This window comes from Mesorhizobium sp. M7A.F.Ca.US.014.04.1.1 (genome assembly GCF_003998745.1).
GTDB classification, from domain to species: domain Bacteria; phylum Pseudomonadota; class Alphaproteobacteria; order Rhizobiales; family Rhizobiaceae; genus Mesorhizobium; species Mesorhizobium ciceri.
Genome location: NZ_RZRW01000056.1, coordinates 1 through 17250 on the forward strand (window position 1 = coordinate 1; position 17250 = coordinate 17250).

17 protein-coding genes and 1 other RNA gene are annotated in these 17250 nt (G+C 62.5%); 9 read left to right on the top strand and 9 right to left on the bottom strand.

Annotated elements, in window-relative coordinates:
- From EOA22_RS06085 to EOA22_RS06110, 6 genes are all read right to left on the bottom strand, one after another.
- Window positions 1-774, bottom strand: a 774-nt coding sequence (locus EOA22_RS06085; RefSeq protein WP_164755278.1) for an ATP-binding cassette domain-containing protein, incomplete at its 3' end; no start/stop codon positions are given.
- Complete coding sequence (locus EOA22_RS06090; RefSeq protein ID WP_063169974.1) at window positions 771-1916, bottom strand: ABC transporter permease; 1146 nt, start codon at window positions 1914-1916, stop codon at window positions 771-773. The genes EOA22_RS06085 and EOA22_RS06090, both read right to left, overlap by 4 nt.
- The gene (locus EOA22_RS06095) at window positions 1916-3013 is read right to left on the bottom strand and encodes a microcin C ABC transporter permease YejB (RefSeq protein WP_013527941.1); all 1098 of its coding nucleotides are present in this window, start codon (window positions 3011-3013) and stop codon (window positions 1916-1918) included. The genes EOA22_RS06090 and EOA22_RS06095 overlap by 1 nt, the downstream gene beginning before the upstream one ends.
- Before the next feature lie 30 nt (window positions 3014-3043).
- A complete protein-coding gene (locus EOA22_RS06100; RefSeq protein ID WP_063169975.1) occupies window positions 3044-4912 on the bottom strand; it encodes an extracellular solute-binding protein in 1869 nt (622 codons plus the stop codon).
- Window positions 4912-6786, bottom strand: a complete 1875-nt coding sequence (locus tag EOA22_RS06105; RefSeq protein WP_063169976.1) for an extracellular solute-binding protein — start codon at window positions 6784-6786, stop codon at window positions 4912-4914. Before EOA22_RS06105 ends, EOA22_RS06100 begins: the two co-directional genes overlap by 1 nt.
- 157 nt (window positions 6787-6943) lie before the next feature.
- The gene (locus tag EOA22_RS06110) at window positions 6944-7621 is read right to left on the bottom strand and encodes a cytochrome c family protein (RefSeq protein WP_013527938.1); all 678 of its coding nucleotides are present in this window, start codon (window positions 7619-7621) and stop codon (window positions 6944-6946) included.
- Between the two features lie 192 nt (window positions 7622-7813).
- Here EOA22_RS06110 and EOA22_RS06115 point away from each other — a divergent pair, with 192 nt between their 5' ends.
- Window positions 7814-8542: a 3-deoxy-manno-octulosonate cytidylyltransferase gene (locus EOA22_RS06115; protein WP_063169977.1), complete on the top strand. Its 729-nt coding sequence runs from the start codon at window positions 7814-7816 to the stop codon at window positions 8540-8542.
- Between the two features lie 9 nt (window positions 8543-8551).
- Entirely contained in the window at window positions 8552-9415 is an 864-nt protein-coding gene (locus EOA22_RS06120) for a prephenate dehydratase (protein ID WP_013527936.1), read from the top strand.
- Here the strand turns inward: EOA22_RS06120 and EOA22_RS06125 are convergent.
- From EOA22_RS06125 to EOA22_RS06135, 3 genes are read right to left on the bottom strand one after another with little or no spacing between them, the layout of a single operon-like run.
- Window positions 9412-9717 (bottom strand): Dabb family protein, encoded by a 306-nt coding sequence (locus tag EOA22_RS06125; RefSeq protein ID WP_027161785.1) that lies wholly within the window; start codon window positions 9715-9717, stop codon window positions 9412-9414. The two genes, EOA22_RS06120 and EOA22_RS06125, sit on opposite strands and share 4 nt — an antisense overlap.
- Before the next feature lie 37 nt (window positions 9718-9754).
- Window positions 9755-10699 carry an NAD(+) diphosphatase gene (gene nudC, locus EOA22_RS06130; protein ID WP_013527934.1) on the bottom strand — a complete coding sequence of 315 codons (945 nt, stop codon included), beginning with the start codon at window positions 10697-10699 and terminating at the stop codon, window positions 9755-9757.
- Window positions 10700-10740: 41 nt separating this feature from the next.
- A complete protein-coding gene (locus tag EOA22_RS06135) occupies window positions 10741-11160 on the bottom strand; it encodes an HIT family protein (protein WP_013527933.1) in 420 nt (139 codons plus the stop codon).
- A gap of 172 nt (window positions 11161-11332) precedes the next feature.
- Here EOA22_RS06135 and ffs point away from each other — a divergent pair.
- The 7 genes from ffs to EOA22_RS06170 all read left to right on the top strand — a co-directional run.
- Window positions 11333-11429, top strand: an RNA gene (ffs, locus tag EOA22_RS06140) — signal recognition particle sRNA small type.
- Between the two features lie 105 nt (window positions 11430-11534).
- A complete protein-coding gene (locus tag EOA22_RS06145; RefSeq protein ID WP_127389880.1) occupies window positions 11535-13346 on the top strand; it encodes a DNA polymerase III subunit gamma/tau in 1812 nt (603 codons plus the stop codon).
- Between the two features lie 30 nt (window positions 13347-13376).
- Window positions 13377-13700 (top strand): YbaB/EbfC family nucleoid-associated protein, encoded by a 324-nt coding sequence (locus EOA22_RS06150; protein WP_013527931.1) that lies wholly within the window; start codon window positions 13377-13379, stop codon window positions 13698-13700.
- Window positions 13701-13714: 14 nt separating this feature from the next.
- Window positions 13715-14122 (top strand): hypothetical protein, encoded by a 408-nt coding sequence (locus EOA22_RS06155; RefSeq protein WP_013527930.1) that lies wholly within the window; start codon window positions 13715-13717, stop codon window positions 14120-14122.
- A gap of 230 nt (window positions 14123-14352) precedes the next feature.
- Window positions 14353-15279, top strand: coding sequence for a cell wall hydrolase (locus EOA22_RS06160; RefSeq protein ID WP_013527929.1), 927 nt, complete (start codon window positions 14353-14355; stop codon window positions 15277-15279).
- A gap of 191 nt (window positions 15280-15470) precedes the next feature.
- Window positions 15471-16076: a recombination mediator RecR gene (gene recR, locus EOA22_RS06165; protein WP_013527928.1), complete on the top strand. Its 606-nt coding sequence runs from the start codon at window positions 15471-15473 to the stop codon at window positions 16074-16076.
- Window positions 16077-16102: 26 nt separating this feature from the next.
- Window positions 16103-17250: lytic murein transglycosylase (locus EOA22_RS06170; RefSeq protein ID WP_164755281.1), on the top strand; the 1148-nt coding region annotated here is incomplete at its 3' end.

Below are 17250 nucleotides of genomic sequence, written 5' to 3' on the forward strand. Positions count from 1 at the left end.
CAGCAGATGCCTTGTGTAGGCATGCTGCGGATTGGCGAAGATCTCCTTGGTCGGGCCGGTCTCGACGATCTTGCCCTTGGTCATCACGCAGACGCGGTCGGCAATCTTGCGCACGATGCCGAGATCATGGGTGATGAACAGCATCGACATGCCCTTGCGGCTCTTCAAGCCGGCCAGCAGTTCGAGGATCTGCGCCTGAACGGTGACGTCGAGCGCCGTCGTCGGCTCGTCGGCGATCAGCAGTTCGGGCTCGTTGGCCAGCGCCATGGCGATCATCACGCGCTGGCGCTGGCCCCCGGACAACTGGTGTGGATAGGCATCGAGGCGCTTGTGCGGATCGCGGATGCCAACCTCGTTGAGCAGGGCCAGGGTGCGCTCCTTGGCGGGGCGGTCGGCCATGCCTTGGTGCAGCTTCAGGATCTCGACGATTTGATGCTCGATCGTGTGCAGCGGATTGAGCGAGGTCATCGGCTCCTGGAAGATCATGGTGATCTTGTTGCCGCGCACCTGCCGCAACTGCTTCTCGCTCATCGCCAGCAGGTCGTTGCCCTGGAACACGATCTTTCCCGAGGGGTGGCTGGCGCTTGGATAGGGCAAAAGCTTCAGCACCGAAAGCGCCGAGACCGATTTGCCGGAGCCGGATTCGCCGACCAGCGCCACCGTCTCGCCCTTGGCGATGTCGAACGAGATGTGGTCGACAGCCGTCGACTGGCCGCCGCCCTGGCTGAAGGCGACGCTGAGGTCCTGTACGCTGAGCAAGGGGGCTTCGCTCATCTGAACGTCTTGCGCGGATCGAAGGCGTCGCGCGTCGCCTCGCCGACGAAGACCAGCAGGGACAGCATCAGCGAGATGACGACGAAGCCGGAAATGCCGAGCCACGGCGCATTGAGGTTGCGCTGCGCCTGCTTGAGCAATTCGCCGAGCGAGGCGGAGCCGGGCGGCAGGCCAAAGCCGAGATAGTCGAGCGAGGTCAGCGTCGAGATCGAGCCCGAGAGCAGGAAGGGCATGAAGGTCAATGTCGCCACCATGGCATTAGGCAGCAGGTGCCGGAACATGATGGTGCGGTTGGGCACGCCGAGCGCCCGGGCCGCGTTGACATATTCGAAATTGCGGGCGCGCAGGAACTCGGCCCGCACCACGCCGACCAGCGCCACCCAGGAGAACAGCAGCATCAGGCCGAGCAGGATGAAGAAGCCCGGCGGCAGGATGGCGGCGACGATGAGCAGGAGATAGAGCACCGGGATGGCGGACCAGATCTCGATGAAACGCTGGAACAAGAGATCCGTCCAGCCGCCGAAATAACCTTGCACGGCGCCGGCCGCGACGCCGATCAAGGCCGAGCCGGCGGTCAGGATCAGGCCGAACAGCACCGAAATGCGGAAGCCGTAGATGACGCGCGCCAGCACGTCGCGCGCCTGGTCGTCGGTGCCCAACCAATTCCAGTTGCCGACGATGCAGGCGGGGTCGGCAGCACCCTGCGGATACTGGTTGCAGCGTGTCTTGGCGTCATACTGCCACGACGGCCTGGCCGGTGCTGCTTCGGGAATAGCGTTGTTGACCGTCTGATAGGAGTAGCGCACCGGCGGCCAGATCATCCAGCCATTGGCGTTGATCTCGTCCTGGATGACCGGATCGCGATAATCGGTGACGGCATAGAAGCCGCCGAATTTTTCCTCGGGGTAGGCGACCAGCACCGGAAACAGGATTTCGCCCTTGTAGGAAGCGATGATCGGCTTGTCGTTGGCGATGAACTCGGAAAACAGCGACAGCACGAACAGGACGAGGAAGATCCACAGCGACCAGTAGCCGCGGCGGTTGGCTTTGAAGTTCTGCAGGCGGCGCTTGTTGAGCGGCGACAGAAACGGCCGCTTGATCCGCGCGGGTGCCGCGTTGACGGGGACTGTAGCCTCCGACATCAGACGTCTCTCCGCTCGAAATCGATGCGCGGATCGACCCAGGTGTAGAGCAGGTCGGACAAGAGCCCGACGAACAGCCCCAGCAGCGAGAAGATGTAGAGATTGGCGAACACCACCGGATAGTCGCGCTCGACCACCGACCGGAAGCCGAGCAGACCGAGGCCATCGAGGGAGAAGATGTTCTCGATCAGCAGCGAGCCGGTGAAGAAGGCCGAGATGAAGGCGCCGGGAAAACCGGCGATGACGATCAGCATGGCGTTGCGGAAGACGTGGCCGTAGAGCACCTGCCGTTCCGACAGACCCTTGGCCCGCGCCGTCACCACATACTGTTTGCGGATTTCTTCGAGGAACGAGTTCTTGGTCAGCAGCGTCGTGGTGGCGAAGGCCGACAGCACCAGCGCGGTCAGCGGCAATGTCATGTGCCAGAAATAGTCGACGATCTTTCCCCACCACGACAATTGATCCCAATTGTCCGAGGTGAGGCCGCGCAACGGAAACCAGTCCCAGAAAGACCCGCCGGCAAACAGCACCATCAGCATGATGCCGAACAGGAAGCCCGGAATGGCATAGCCGACAATGACGACGCCGCTGGTCCAGACGTCGAAGGGAGTGCCGTCCTTGACCGCCTTGCGGATGCCGAGCGGGATCGAGATCAGGTAGGACAACAGCGTGATCCACAGCCCGATCGAGATCGACACCGGCATTTTTTCCAGGATCAGGTCGAGCACCGAAATGTCGCGGAAATAGCTGTCGCCGAAATCGAAGCGGGCATAGTTCCACAGCATCATGCCGAAGCGCTCGAGCGGCGGCTTGTCGAAGCCGAACTGCTTTTCCAGCTTCTTGATGAATTCCGGATCGAGCCCCTGCGCACCGCGATATTTCGAGCTGACGTCACCGGCGGCATCGAAATTGCCGCCGGCACCCGCGTCGCCGCCACCACCGCCGAGGCGGTCGCTGCCGCCCTGATTGGTCAGCCGGGCGATGACCTGTTCGACCGGACCGCCGGGGGCGAACTGGATGACGGCGAAGGATATCGCCATGATGCCGAACAGCGTCGGGATCATCAAAAGGATGCGGCGCAGGATATAGGCGCCCATCAGGCCTTCTGCCCTCGTTGAGCGAACATCTCAGCCTTTGCCAATTCTTGCCGCCTTGCCCTTATCGAACCACCACAGCGTCTCGACCGGAAAGCCGAAATCAGGCTTCTGTTCGACAAAGCCGAACATGTCCCAATAGGCGACGCGGTGATTCGCCAGATAGTATGTTGGAATCCAGTCCAGCCGCGCGCGCAAGACCCGGTCGAGCGCTCTGAGCGCCGTGACGAGTTCTATACGGTCTTTCGCCTTGGCTGCTGCCGCGATCAGGGCGTCGATGGCCTTGCTTTCGGTGCCGGGATAGTTGCGCTGCCCCGGGATTTTCGCCATGCGGGAATCATAGAGCATCTGCAGGCTGTCGTCAGTCGGCGTCGCCCCGATCGACCAATGCAGCAAGGCAAGATCGAAGTCGTAATTGCTGTGCCGCTGCTCATACTGCGCCGAATCGATTTGCCGGATCGATGCGTCGATCCCGATCGCCTTCATATTCTCCGACCACGGGGTGTAGATACGAACGATGCCATCGTCCTCCGCCAGCATTTCGACCCGCAGCCGCTCACCCTTGTCATTGACGACGAAACTGCCGTCGCGCTTCCAGCCGGCTTGCGCAAGCAATCTCGAAGCCTCGCCCAGCAGCTTGCGGTCATGGCCCGAACCGTCGGACAGGGGCTGTGTTACCGCTTCACCGAAAACCTCTGGCGGCAACTCGGCCCGGAATGGCTCCAGCAGGGCCAATTCGTCAGGCGAGGGCAGGCCTTCGGCCTTGTAATCCGATCGTTCGAAGTTCGATTGAGAGCGCTCGTAGGAGCCGTAAAACAAGGCCCGCTTCATCCATTCGAAATCGAAGCATCTGGCGATCGCCCGCCGCACCCGCTCATCGCGGAATTGCGGACGACGCTGGTTCAGCGCGACGCTCTGCATGTCTGGCGTCTTCTCGCCGGGAAATTCCCGTTTGAGGACCTTGCCGTCCTTCAGCGCCGGAAAGTCGTATCCGGTCGCCCATACCCGTGAGGTGAATTCCTCGCGAAAATGCGTGTCGCCTTTCTTGAAGGCCTCGAATGCCGCCTGCCGGTCAAGATAGAAGTCGATGCGGATGCGGTCGAAATTGTAGAGGCCGCGGTTCACCGGGAGATCGCGGCCCCAATAGTCGGCGACGCGGTCATATTCGACCGTCTGTCCGGCCGCCACGCGTCCAATCTTGTAGGGACCCGAGCCAAGCGGCGGCGTCATGGTCGAAGCATCGAAATCATTGGCCGTATAAAATGCCTTGGAGACGATCGGCATCCCCACGATCGCAAGGACGTTTTGCGCCGACTGCTTGCCGTTGAGGGTGAGATCGACGGTGGTGGGATCGACCGCAACCACGTCGGTCATGTACCGCAACGCCTGGGAAAGGTTCGGATGGCCCTTGTCCTTATAGAGCTTCAGCGCAAAGACAACGTCTTGCGCGGTCAGCGGCGAGCCGTCGTGGAAACGCGCTTGCGGTCGCAGCACGAAGCGGAAACCGTTGCGGTCTGGCGACAGGGTAACGGTTTCGGCAAGCAGGCCATAGACTGCATCCGGCTCATCGAGCGCGCTTGTCATCAGCGAATCGAAACAGAGTTCGGCGCGCGGCGGCGCCTCCCCCTTCAACACCAGGAAATTCAACGTGTTGAAGGTCAGGAAGCTCTGATTGAGGGTTGCGTTCGGCGGCGCGAAATTCATCTGGCCGCCCTTGGGCGCGTCCGGATTGACGTAGTCGAAATGCGCGAAATCGGGCTTGTATTTGAGGTCGCCGAAGGCCGACAGGCCATGCAGCTTGATGCCAGTCGCAATGTCGGCGAAGGCCCGGCCGGGCAACAGGGCAGCGGCTGCCGCGGCACTGCCCAGGGCGAGAAAGTCGCGGCGGGGCAGGGCCGCCATCAATTGCCGCCCTTGTATTTGGCCGCCAGCGCCTTCTCCTTGTCCGGGTCGATCCACCAGGAATCGATGTCGGGACCCAAGTAAGTCGGCTGTTTTTCCGGGATGCCGAATTTGTTCCAGTAGGCCAGCCAGGTTACTGATCGGGTGAATTGCGGGACGCAATAGAAATTCCACAACAGAACCCGGTCGAGCGCATGAGTGGCGGCGAGCAGGTCGTCGCGATCCGTCGCGAAGATAACGCGTTCAACCAGTGCGTCGACCACTGGGTCCTTGATCCCCGCGTAATTTCGTGAGCCCGGTGTATCGGCTGCCTTCGAACTCCAGTACTCGCGTTGTTCATTGCCCGGCGAGTCCGACTGCGGCAGCCGAGAGGTTATGACGTCGTAGTCGAAATTGTTGACGCGAGCGATGTACTGGCTGGTATCGACTATCCTGAACGAAGCCGAGATGCCGATCTTTCCCAGCATATTTACAAATGGATTGACCGTTTGTTCGGCGCCCTGGTCGAAGCCCAGAATCTCGACGGTAAAAGGCTCCCCGCTTTTCTCATTGGTCATACGGCCATTCTGGATTTTCCAACCCGCCGCCGCAAACAGATCGATCGCTTCGCGCAGGTACGACCGCTCGGCCTTCGGGCTATCGAAGACCGGAAGCTTGAACTCCTGGGTAAACAGTTCTGGCGGGAGCTTGCCCTTGTATTGATTGAGGATCTCCAATTCTTTGCCCCGCGGCAGTCCGCTCGAAGCAAGTTCGCTGCCCATGAAATAGCTGTTGGAGCGGGTGTTGAGGCCGAAGGATTGGGTGCGGTTCAAGGTTTCGAAGTCGAAGGCGTAACCGAGCGCCTCGCGCACGCGCCGATCCTGGAACTTTGTCCGTCGCGTGTTCAGCATGAAACCTTGCATCGAGGCGAGTGATGTCGCCTTGAACTCCCGCTTGATGACATCGCCGGCTTTGAGAGCCGGAAAATTGTAGCGCGTCATCCATAATCGCGCACTGTTTTCAGCCTGGATGTCCTCATATCCGCCTTTGGTGAAGGCTTGCCACGCGGCGTTGTCATCGAGAATGTAGGTGTAGCGTCTGGTGTCGTAGTTGTTGCGCCCGACATTGATGGCCAGATCGGCGGCCCAGAAGTCCGGAACGCGTCGCCAGACGACTTCCGAACCAGGTTTGAAGCTCTCGATCTTGTAGGGTCCAGAGCCGAGCGGGATTTCAAGGCTTGGCTGGGTGATGTCGCGCTTCTTGCCGTTGGCATCGGTGCCTTCCCACCAGTGCTTCGGCAGCACCACCACATCCGCCATGATCAGCGGTAACTCGCGATTACCCTTCTGATCAAAACGGAACTCGACTTCCCGATCTGAAACGGCGACCGCCTCGGTGACGTTGGCGAAATAGCGGTTGAACTGCGGACTTTCCTTTTTGAGAAAGTTAAATGACCAAATCACGTCATCCACGGTGATCGGTTGGCCATCATGCCATCTGGCACGCGGGTCGAGCCGATAAGTTGCGGATGAAAAATCGGCTGGGTACTTGTAGGCGTCTGCTATCTCGGGATGGTTGACGCTGCCCTCGTCAAGGGATTTCGCCATCAGCGACTGGTAGAGGAGCCCACCCTGATAGTTCAATCCTGCGGCAGGGGTGCCGCGTGCGATGAAAGGATTGAAGCTGTCGAAGGTGCCGAGTTCCACCGAGTTCAGCGTGCCGCCCTTGGGCGCGTTCGGATTGACGTAATCGTAGTGCTGGAAATTGGCGCCGTATTTGGACTCGCCGATCAGCGATGAGGTGGTGCGCCATTCGTCGGCGCGGGCAGCCTGCAATCCCGCCGCCAGAAGGGCTGCCGCCAGCAACGACTTGAGAAGCGTTCGGCCAACCGTCATGCACTATCCTCTTCGCGATGCCCGTTCATGGGCAATCTAGATGATTTGGCGCTCGTGAAAACCGTCATGCGCGGCTTTGTCGCCGCCTATGCGGTTTTCCCAATAAAAAAGCCGGGCTGAACCCGGCTTTTTCAAGGTCGTCGAGATGATATCGAAATTATTGGGCAGGCGCCGGTGCCGGTGCGGCCGGAGCCGGGGCGGCGGGAGCGGCCGGCGCGGCACCCTCAGCCGGCTTTGCCGGAGCGGCTGCATCGGCAGGCTTGGCGCCTGCATCGGCGGCGGCACCGGGTGCCGGCAGCGGCTTGGGATTGTCGGACAGCGTGCGCAGATAGGCGATGACGTTGGCGCGGTCCTCGTCCTTGGGCAGGCCGGCGAAGCCCATGGCGGTGCCCTTCACGAATTTCTTCGGCGAGGTGATGAAGTGGTTGATGTTGTCGTAGGTCCACTTCTCGGTGCCGCCCTTGGAGAATTCCTTCATGCCGGCCGAATAGGCAAAGCCTTCATGCTCGGCGACCGGACGGTCGACGAGGTCCCACAGGTCCGGGCCGACCTTGTTGGGGCCGCCCTTTTCGCCGGAATGGCAGGCCTGGCACTTCTTGAAGACGGCAGCACCCTGCTCGACATTGGCGGTCGCCAGCAGATCGGCGATCGGCTTGGCCGCGGCGGCGGGCGCGGCCGGACCGCCTTCGGCGGGCTCGGCGGCCTCGATGGCGAAACCAGGCTTTTCCGGCGCCGGCGACGCAAACAGCGCATCGGACACAATGCCGACCGAGAAGACGACGAAAACGGTTCCGAGCAATCCGGCGAGCAGTTTGTTGACTTCGTTGGAATCCATACGCCCCTTGCTCCCTTTTCCGGCGGACAGAACCGTCCACTCCGTCCGTCGGTATCGTGACCGTCCTGCCAGGGCGGTCAAATCGGGCGGAAACTAGGTCTTTTGCTGCGGCGTTGCAACACCTATAAGGGCGCTTCCAGTGAGACCTTTTGCCACTTTCCCTGTCCTCTTTCGAGACGCCTTGCACCCGAAATGTCCACGCTGATCCTGATCCCGGCCCGCATGGCTTCGACCCGCCTGCCGGGCAAGCCGCTGGCCGACATCGCCGGCGCCCCGATGATCGTCCATGTCGCCCGCCGCGCCGCCGAAGCCGGCCTTGGCCGGGTGGTGGTGGCGACCGACACGCAAGGCGTGGCGCAAGCGGTGCGCGCGCACGGTTTCGAGGCCGTGATGACGCGTATGGATCACGAATCCGGCTCCGACCGCATCCACGAGGCGCTGGTCGCTCTCGACCCCGGGCGCAAGGTCGAAACCATCGTCAATGTGCAGGGCGACCTGCCGACCATCGATCCCCGGATCATCGCCGCGTCGCTCAGGCCTTTCGAGGACAGTGCGGTGGACATCGCCACGCTCGGCGTCGAGATCGTCCGCGATGAGGAAAAGACCAATCCCAATGTCGTCAAGATCGTCGGCTCGCCGCTTTCCGGCAGCAGGCTGAGGGCGCTCTATTTCACCCGTGCCACAGCGCCTTGGGGCGAGGGGCCGCTCTACCATCATGTCGGCCTCTACGCCTATCGCCGCGAAGCACTCGAGCGTTTCGTCGCGCTCAAGCCGTCGCCGCTCGAACGGCGCGAGCGGCTGGAACAGTTGCGGGCGCTGGAAGCCGGCATGCGCATCGACGCCGAGATCGTCCAGTCGCTGCCGCTCGGCGTCGACACGCCTGAAGACCTCGAACGCGCCAGAACAATCCTTTCAACCTGAGATATCGGCATGCCTGAAAAGACCAACAGAATATCCTTCCAGGGCGAACCGGGCGCCAATTCCGACACCGCCAGCCGCAACATGTTCCCTTCGATGGAGCCGTTGCCCTGCCCGACCTTCGAGGATGCCTTCAACGCGGTCGAGACCAACAAGGCCGACCTCGCCATGATCCCGATCGAGAACACCATTGCCGGGCGCGTCGCCGATATCCATCATCTCCTGCCGGAATCGAAGCTGCACATCGTCGGCGAATATTTCCTGCCGATCCATTTCCAGCTGATGGTGCTGCCAGGCGTCAAGCGCGACGAGATCAAGACGGTGCACAGCCACATCCATGCGCTTGGCCAGTGCCGCAAATACGTTCGCAAGAACGGTTGGAAGGCGATCGTCGCCGGCGACACGGCCGGCGCCGCCAAAATGGTCTCCGAGGTCAAGGACCGCAGCATGGCGGCGCTGTCGCCGGCCCTGGCCGCGACCCTCTACGGGCTCGATATCATCGAGCAAAACGTCGAGGACACCGACTCAAACGTCACCCGCTTTGTCGTCCTGACCAAGAACAAGCAATGGGCCGAGCGTCCTTCGCCCGACGTCAAGATGATGACGACCTTCATCTTCCGCGTCCGCAACGTGCCGGCCGCGCTCTACAAGGCCATGGGCGGCTTCGCCACCAACGGCATCAACATGACCAAGCTGGAGAGCTACCAGCTGGGCGCTTTCACGGCGACGCTGTTTTACGCCGACATCGAGGGCCACCCCGACGACCCGCTGGTCAAGCTGGCGCTGGACGAGCTTCGTTTCTTCTCGCGCGAAGTGCGCATTCTCGGCGTCTATCCGGCCAGCGAGTCGCGTGAGCAGTGGAAGGTTGCGGACTAGATCACCGCGCCCAGCGGCACATAGTCGATCTCCATGAAGGTCTCGACCTCCGGCACCCAGCGGTCGCGCACGAAGGCGACATGGTCTGGATGGTCGTTGTACCTGGTGTAGGCGGCCTGGTCGGCGAACTCCATCGAGAAGCCGAAACGATAGTCGTTCTTGGGGCTGATCTGCCGCAATTGCTCGAAATGCGTGACGCCCCTGATCGCGGTGAGGATCCTCTTGGCGTCGACCAGGAACCGCTTTTCCTCCAGCGAATGCGGCGGATGCTTCAGCGTGAAAACGACGGTGTGACGGATCATGTCCTGCTCCTGCAATGTCTTTAGGTGTTCGCTGCCATCATTCTGAATCGACCCAGGCGCGGATGAGGTGATGCGCAATGGCGCCTTTCGGCGGCGTGATCAGATTGTCCTGGTGCGTCCTTTCCAGCATCCGGCGCACCTCGTCGCGAAAAAACCAGCGGCAGTCCTCAAGCTCGTTGAGGTCGGCCTGGATATCGTCATTGAGCGGCTCGCCGAAGCAGCCGATCATCAGCGAATAGGGGAACGGCCAGGGCTGGCTGGCGTGGTAGACGACGCGGCCAAGCCGGATGCCGGCCTCCTCCAGCGTCTCGCGGCGCACCGCCGCCTCGATCGTCTCGCCCGGCTCGATGAAGCCGGCGAGGGCCGAATACATGCCCGGCGCGAAATGCCGACCGCGTCCGAGCAGGCACTTCTCCCGCGTCGCCGTCAGCATGATCGCCACCGGGTCGGTGCGCGGAAAATGCTCGGTGCCGCAATTCGGGCAATGCCGCTTGTAGCCGCCGGCCCGCATCTGCGATTCCGTGCCGCATTTGCTGCAGAAGCGATGGCTGGCATGCCAGGCGAGCAAAGCCGCCCCTTGCGCCATCGCGCCGGCCGCCGCCTCGTCGATCAGCCCTTGCATGTAGACCGAGCGGTAGTCGATGGCCTTGACTGTTTCCGGAAGCTGTTCGGGTTCGACGCCGGCGGGCACGGCCAGCACCGGTCCTCGTTCGGAAAAGCCGAGCAGGATGCCTTGCGCCAGGGAAACCTTGAAGGGCTCGCTCTCGGTCGCACCGAACCAGGGATCGAGAGCGCCGCCATCGCCGAGCTTCAGATAGAGCCGGCCGCCATGCATCAGAAGCAGCCGCGTCGCCGGATCGGCCAGCGCTTTGTCGACCGAATCGTCGGCGCGGTTCTCGGACTGCCGGTCGATCGTGTTGCCGGCGAAGCCGACGAACTGGCTCGGCTCGCGCAAAGGCGCGTCAAACAGGCGGAAGCTCATGGGGACTCTGGAATATGTTGAGGGATGGACACGGGGAACGCTTATAGCGCCGCCTTGATCGTTTCGGCAAACCGTCGCAAGTCGGAACGCTGATAGGGCTCTCGCAGGCCATGTCCCCACACAGGACCTGGCCAGCCGGGATCGCCTTCCGAACGCGCGATGACATGGATGTGCAACTGGCGCACGATGTTGCCGAGCGCGCCGGTGTTGATCTTGGTGCAGCCGGTCGCTTTCTTCAGCGCCTGCGCCACCATATTGGTCTCGAAGGTCAGCATCGCCTGGTCGAGCGGCGTCATGTCGTGGATTTCCTCCGCGCCGGGGCGCTGCGGCACCAGCAGCAACCAGGGCCAGCGGCGGTCGTTCATCACCCGCAGCTCGCACAGCCCAAGCCACATCAACTGCTCGCTGTCCGCCTCCAGCCGTGCGTCCAGCGTGAATCCGGCCTTCAGGCCCGGCAGCATCGGCGTTTCCCTTGCTTTTCTTGTTTTCCTCAAACGCAGGAACGCTAGAGCGGCGGCAGGGGGGCTGCAAGCGAATCATTGCGCCCCTCACGCTTTGGTGCGCCAATTCCATATTTTTGCGATTTCTGCGGCGCACTTGCATTTCGTCGCGCAATTGCCGATATGGAAAGCGGGAGGTTGGTGGTGGACGATCCACTCGCCAACCGGGTCAGGTCCGGAAGGAAGCAGCCCTAACGAGCCCGGAACGGGTCATTGTTCCAGCCTCCCACCTCATCGGCCCCTCTCGCGACATTGACGACGCATTGCAGCGCGGGCGAGACTATGCGCAGGAATCGGCCGCCTTCGGGCGCGGCCATTTGGAGCTTTACGGGCGTATGAGCGAAGCCGGAAATTCGGGACCAAAAAGCCTGGAGATAGGCAAGGCCGCCGCCTATCGCGTGCTGGCACGCAAGTACCGTCCTTCGAACTTCTCCGAGCTGGTCGGCCAGGAGCCGATGGTGCGCACCCTCACCAACGCCTTTGCCACCGGCCGTATCGCCCAGGCCTGGATGCTGACCGGCGTGCGCGGCGTCGGCAAGACCACGACGGCGCGCATCCTCGCGCGCGCCCTGAACTATAAAACCGCTGATATCGACCAGCCGTCGGTCGACCTTGCCGTCCTCGGCGAACATTGCCAGGCGATCATGGAAGGCCGCCATGTCGACGTCATCGAGATGGACGCCGCCTCGCACACCGGCATCGACGACATCAGGGATATCATCGAGCGCGTGCGCTACGCGCCGGTCTCGGCCCGCTACAAGGTCTACATCATCGACGAAGTGCACATGCTGTCGACGCAGGCCTTCAACGGCCTTCTGAAGACGCTGGAAGAGCCGCCGCCGCACGTCAAATTCATCTTTGCCACCACCGAGATCCGCAAGGTCCCGATCACCGTCCTGTCGCGCTGCCAGCGCTTCGACCTGAGGCGCATCGACGCCGGCGCGCTGGTCGGGCATCTCGCTTCGATCTCGGCCAAGGAAGGCATTTCGGTCGACGACGATGCGCTGGCGATGATCGCGCGCGCCGCCGAGGGCTCGGCTCGTGATTCGCTCTCCATCCTCGACCAGGCGATCGCCCATGGCGCCGGCTCTGTCGGCGCCGATGCCGTTCGGGCGATGCTGGGGCTTGCCGACCGCGCCCGCATCGTCGACCTGTTCGAACATGTGATGAAAGGCGATATCGCGGCAGCCCTTGGCGAATTCCGTGCGCAATACGATACCGGCGCCGATCCGGCCGCCGTGCTGACCGACCTTGCCGAATTCAACCACCTCGTCACCCGGCTGCGTTTCGTGCCGACGGCCATCGAGGATGCCTCGCTATCCGAGGACGAGCGGCAGCGCGGCGCCGATTTCGCCAGGACGCTGTCGGTCAGGGTGCTGTCGCGGACGTGGCAGATGCTGCTCAAGGGCATTCCAGAGGTGCAGTCCTCCAACCGGCCGGTCAGTGCCGCCGAAATGGTGCTGATCCGGCTGGCGCATGCCGCCGACCTGCCGACGCTGGACGAGGCGTTGAGATCGCTTGAAGGCGCCGCGCCGGCGCAGAATGGCGCGCCGCGCCCAAATGGGGCGCCTGCAGGGGGAGGCAACGGCGCCAGCGCGGTGGCGCAGACGCGCATGCCGTCTGGCCCGGGCGGCGCGCAGACCATGCGGCTGGTCGAAGCCTCGCCTGCGCCCGTTCCCTACGTCGCTCCGCCGGAGCCGGTCACGGAGGCGCAATCGGCGCCGCTGAAATCGCTGGCCGACATCATTGCCCTGGCAGACGCGCAGCGCGACATCGCCTTCAAGGTGCTGGTCAAAAGCTGCATCCGGTTTGTACGCATCGAGCCCGGCCGCATCGACGTTGGCCTGACCAGCGATGCGCCCAAGATGCTGCTCAACGACCTGACGACGAAATTGCGCGCCTGGACCGGTCGCAGCTGGCTTGTCTCGCTGTCGAAGGAAGAGGGCGGCCAGACGCTCGCCGAAATGGAATCGGCCAAACGCGAGACGGCTTTTCTCGATGCCAAGAGCGACCCGACAGTGGCCGCCATCCTGGCGCGCTTTCCCGGTGCCAAGATCATCGACGTGCGCATTCCGGACGCGCCGGAAGCCGAAACGGCAGAGGCCGAAGTGCCGGTCGAGCCGCCGGCTGACGACGATGAACCCTGATCCAGCCACGAATCCGCAAAGGACCCGACCATGAAAGATCTTCTCGGCCTGATGGGCAAGGCGAAGGAAATGCAGGCCAAGTTCCAGGCCATGCAGGACGAGATCGCCACGCTGGAAGCGTCCGGCCAGGCCGGCGGCGGCCTGGTCAATGTGACGCTGACCGGAAAATTCGAGATGAAGTCGTTGAAGATCGATCCGTCTCTGTTCAAGGAAGACGATGTCGAGATCCTGGAAGACCTGGTGCTGGCCGCTCACAACGACGCCAAGACCAAGGTCGAGCAGATCATGCAGGAAAAGACCAAGGCGCTGACCGCGGGCCTGCCGATCCCGCCGGGAATGAAACTGCCCTTCTAGCCTTCGGTGCGGCCATGGCCGAAGAGCCGTCCGAAAGACTGATCGAGCAGCGTATCCGCAACAGGATCTACGAGATCCTGGAAATCCTGGCCGATTGTGACGACGGCGTCGATCTCGTCGGCATCAAGGGTTATTTCTATCTGTTCGAGGATTTCCTCCATCGCCCATCGATCGAAGCCGGCACATCCGCGCTTTCGAAGGACGAGCGCGCGATCGTGCTGGAGATCGCCGAATTCCTCGAGGCGGCAAGCGAGACAAATCCGGACTTCACCAAGGCTGAGTTCATAGACAGCGACTGGCCGGGAAAGATCGCGCCGACGGCCAGGGAGGCGCGGACGCTGTTCCTCCGGCGCGGCCTGTTTTCGGAGAAGGTCGAGGAGCTTGAGCCTGGCCAGCCGGCCGCGATAGCGGCCGGGCGGTAGATCGCTTCAGGAAAAATCGCGTGGTGCTTTCCCTTGGGGCAATTGCGGCGAAACAAAGAGAGAGCGGTCATCGCTTTTGTGAAATGACGGCTCGATCTATCTGGAAAGCCACGAAATTGTGCCAATTTGGCAACAGTACGTTGTTAATAACGTTTTGGCCATCATTTTGCCCGAAAGTGTCTCATTCTTGCCGCAGCCTGGGGGCGGGCACGAAGTGAGAGGGTTACCTGTTGATTTCCACGCGATGGAAGACGCCGCTGTTGCTCGGCGCCGTCATTTCACCCCTGTTTTTGGCTGCCTGCAGCCAGACCACTTCACACGGCATGTCCGTCGCCAGCCTGACCGACGCCATCACGCCAGGTTTCCTGAGTTCAGGGGCCTACAGCCACACGCCGAAGGACAAGGAATGCCTGGAACGGGCGATGTTCTTCGAGTCCAACCGCTCGAGCCGCGACGGCATGATCGCGGTCGGCACGGTGGTGATGAACCGGCTGCGCTCCGGCAATCATGGCAGCACCATCTGCCAAGTGGTGGGCGAGCCCGGGCAGTTCGCGCCTGGTGTCATGACAAGGCCGATGAATTCACGCGCAATGCCCGATGTCGAGGAAGCCGCCGACGCGGTGCTGAAGGGCGAGCGCAAGTCCAAGCTCAAGAACACCATGTTCTTCCACACAGCCGGCCTCCGCTTCCCCTACAAGAACATGCACTACACCATGGTTGCCGGCGGCAATGCCTTCTACGAGAAGCGCGGCCGCAACTGGCAGCCGCTGCCGGATGAGCCGCAGGTCGCTATTGCCTCGGCGGCGCCCGACAAGTCAGCCGCGCCGGTGACGATGGTCGCGTCCGCCGAGCCGGTGCGTCCAGCCAGGACGGCAACCGTTCGATCCGCTCCCGCCCAGCAGACCTATGTGACCGCCGCCGCCGCGCCGGCCGCGAAATCCGCGCGTGTCTCGCAAGAGCCGACGGTGGTGGCGATGCAGGAGCCGATGGAAGAGCCGGATGCCGCGCGTTTTGGCGGAAGCTTGAACACAAGGGTCATCTCGTCGGTTCAAGACGCGCCGCAAGAGGCGTCGATGGGGTTCCAGTCGACGCCTGAGAACACAGACGCCATTGGCGCGATGATTGTCAGCCAGGGCCGGCCGCTCGAGACCAACTGATCTGCGCCCCGCGGTCCGCCAAGGCCCAATATGGCGGTCATGCGGATGCAGATGTTCCAAAGCGCTCTGAAAAATCCTGGAGCGGTTCACCGTTTCGCGGAAACGGTGAACCGCTCCAGCTTTTCGTTTTGACGCAATTCCGGACGGAAAACCGCTTCGCACTTTTCCTGGAATTGCTCTAGATCAGAGCGATGTCGAAGCGAATCGCCGGTCCCGAGATCGAACGTCTGATCCAGCTCCTGGCCAAGGTGCCGGGGCTGGGACCCCGTTCGGCCAGGCGTGCCGCCCTTCATCTGATCAAGAAGAAAGAGCAGCTTTTGTCGCCCCTTGCCGCCGCCATGGCCGAGGCGGCCGACAAGGTGCGCATCTGCTCGACCTGCGGCAATGTCGATACATCGGACCCTTGCATGATCTGCACCGATCCGCGCCGTGATGCCGGCACCATCATCGTCGTCGAGGACGTCTCCGACCTGTGGGCGCTGGAGCGCGCGGCGGCGATGAATGTGCGCTACCACGTGCTCGGCGGCACGCTGTCGCCGCTCGACGGCATCGGCCCCGAGCAGCTCAACATGCGCTCGCTGGTTGATCGCGTCGCCGGCGGCGAGGTCAAGGAGATCATCCTCGCCGTCAATGCGACGGTCGAGGGCCAGACGACCGCGCATTACCTCACCGACCAGTTGTCCGGCTTCGACATCAAGGTGACGCGCCTTGCGCATGGCGTGCCGGTCGGCGGCGAACTCGACTATCTCGACGAGGGCACGCTGGCCGCGGCGCTGCGTTCGCGGACGGCGTTTTGACAAAGTTGCGGCAGAGGATGCGGAGCATGATTTTTGCGTGTCCACCAAGGCTGGTGCCAAGCACCCCCCTCGGCAGGACAGAGGGGGGTGCGAAGGAACGCAAACCTCTCAGATTGGCTCTGTTTTCCTTTTTTGCAGTTCTTCTCTCGGTCTTTTCCACCCCCGCCTCCGCCGCAAAGATCGACGACCAGTTCCGCGCCTGGCTGCAGAACGACCTCTGGCCGCAGGCCAAGGCGAAAGGCATTTCCAAAACCACCTTTGATGCCGCCTTCGACGGCATCAAGCCCAATCTGAAGCTGCCGGACCTGGTCAAGCCGGGCGAGAAGGCGGCCACGCCCCAGAAGCAGCACCAGGCCGAATTCGGCTCACCCGGCGCCTATTTCGCCGAGAAGACGGTTCGCGCGGTGACGGCGGGCGCGCGCGCGCGCGAAGCCGCCAATGCCAGGACACTTGCGGCCATCGAAAAGCGCTATGGCGTGCCGGGCGAAGTGCTGCTGGCGATCTGGGGCCGCGAGACCGGATTCGGCGCGGCGAAGATGCCTTATGACGCCTTCGAAGTGCTGGGCACCAAGGCATTCATGTCGACCAGGAAGGACTTCTTCCGCACCGAACTGCTTGCCGCACTCGAGATCGTCGAGCGCGGGCTGGCTCCGGTCGGCGCGATGAAATCGTCCTGGGCCGGCGCGCTCGGCCAGCCGCAATTCATGCCGACCTCGTTCCTGAAACATGCCGTCGATTTCGACGGCGACGGCCGCGTCGACATCTGGAACTCGACGCCCGACGTGTTGGCCTCGATCGCCAATTATCTCGTCCACTATGGCTGGGTAAAGGGTCGTGGCTGGGGATTCGAGGTGACGGTGCCGGAAAGCGTTTCCTGTTCGCTGGAAGGCCCGGACCAGGGCAAGAAAATCTCGCAATGGGCTGATATGGGCATCAAGCGCGTCGGCGGCAAACCGTTTCCAGTGAGTGAGCTGAAGGCCGAAGGCTTTCTGCTGATGCCGGCAGGGCGCAGCGGCCCGGCCTTTGTCGCCACGCCCAATTTCTACGTGCTGAAGCAATACAACACCAGCGACCTGTACGCGCTGTTCATCGGCCATGGCGCCGATCGCATCGCCCATGGCGATCAGAACTTCGCCGGCAGCTGGGGCGCGATCGGCGGGCTGCACCGTTCGGA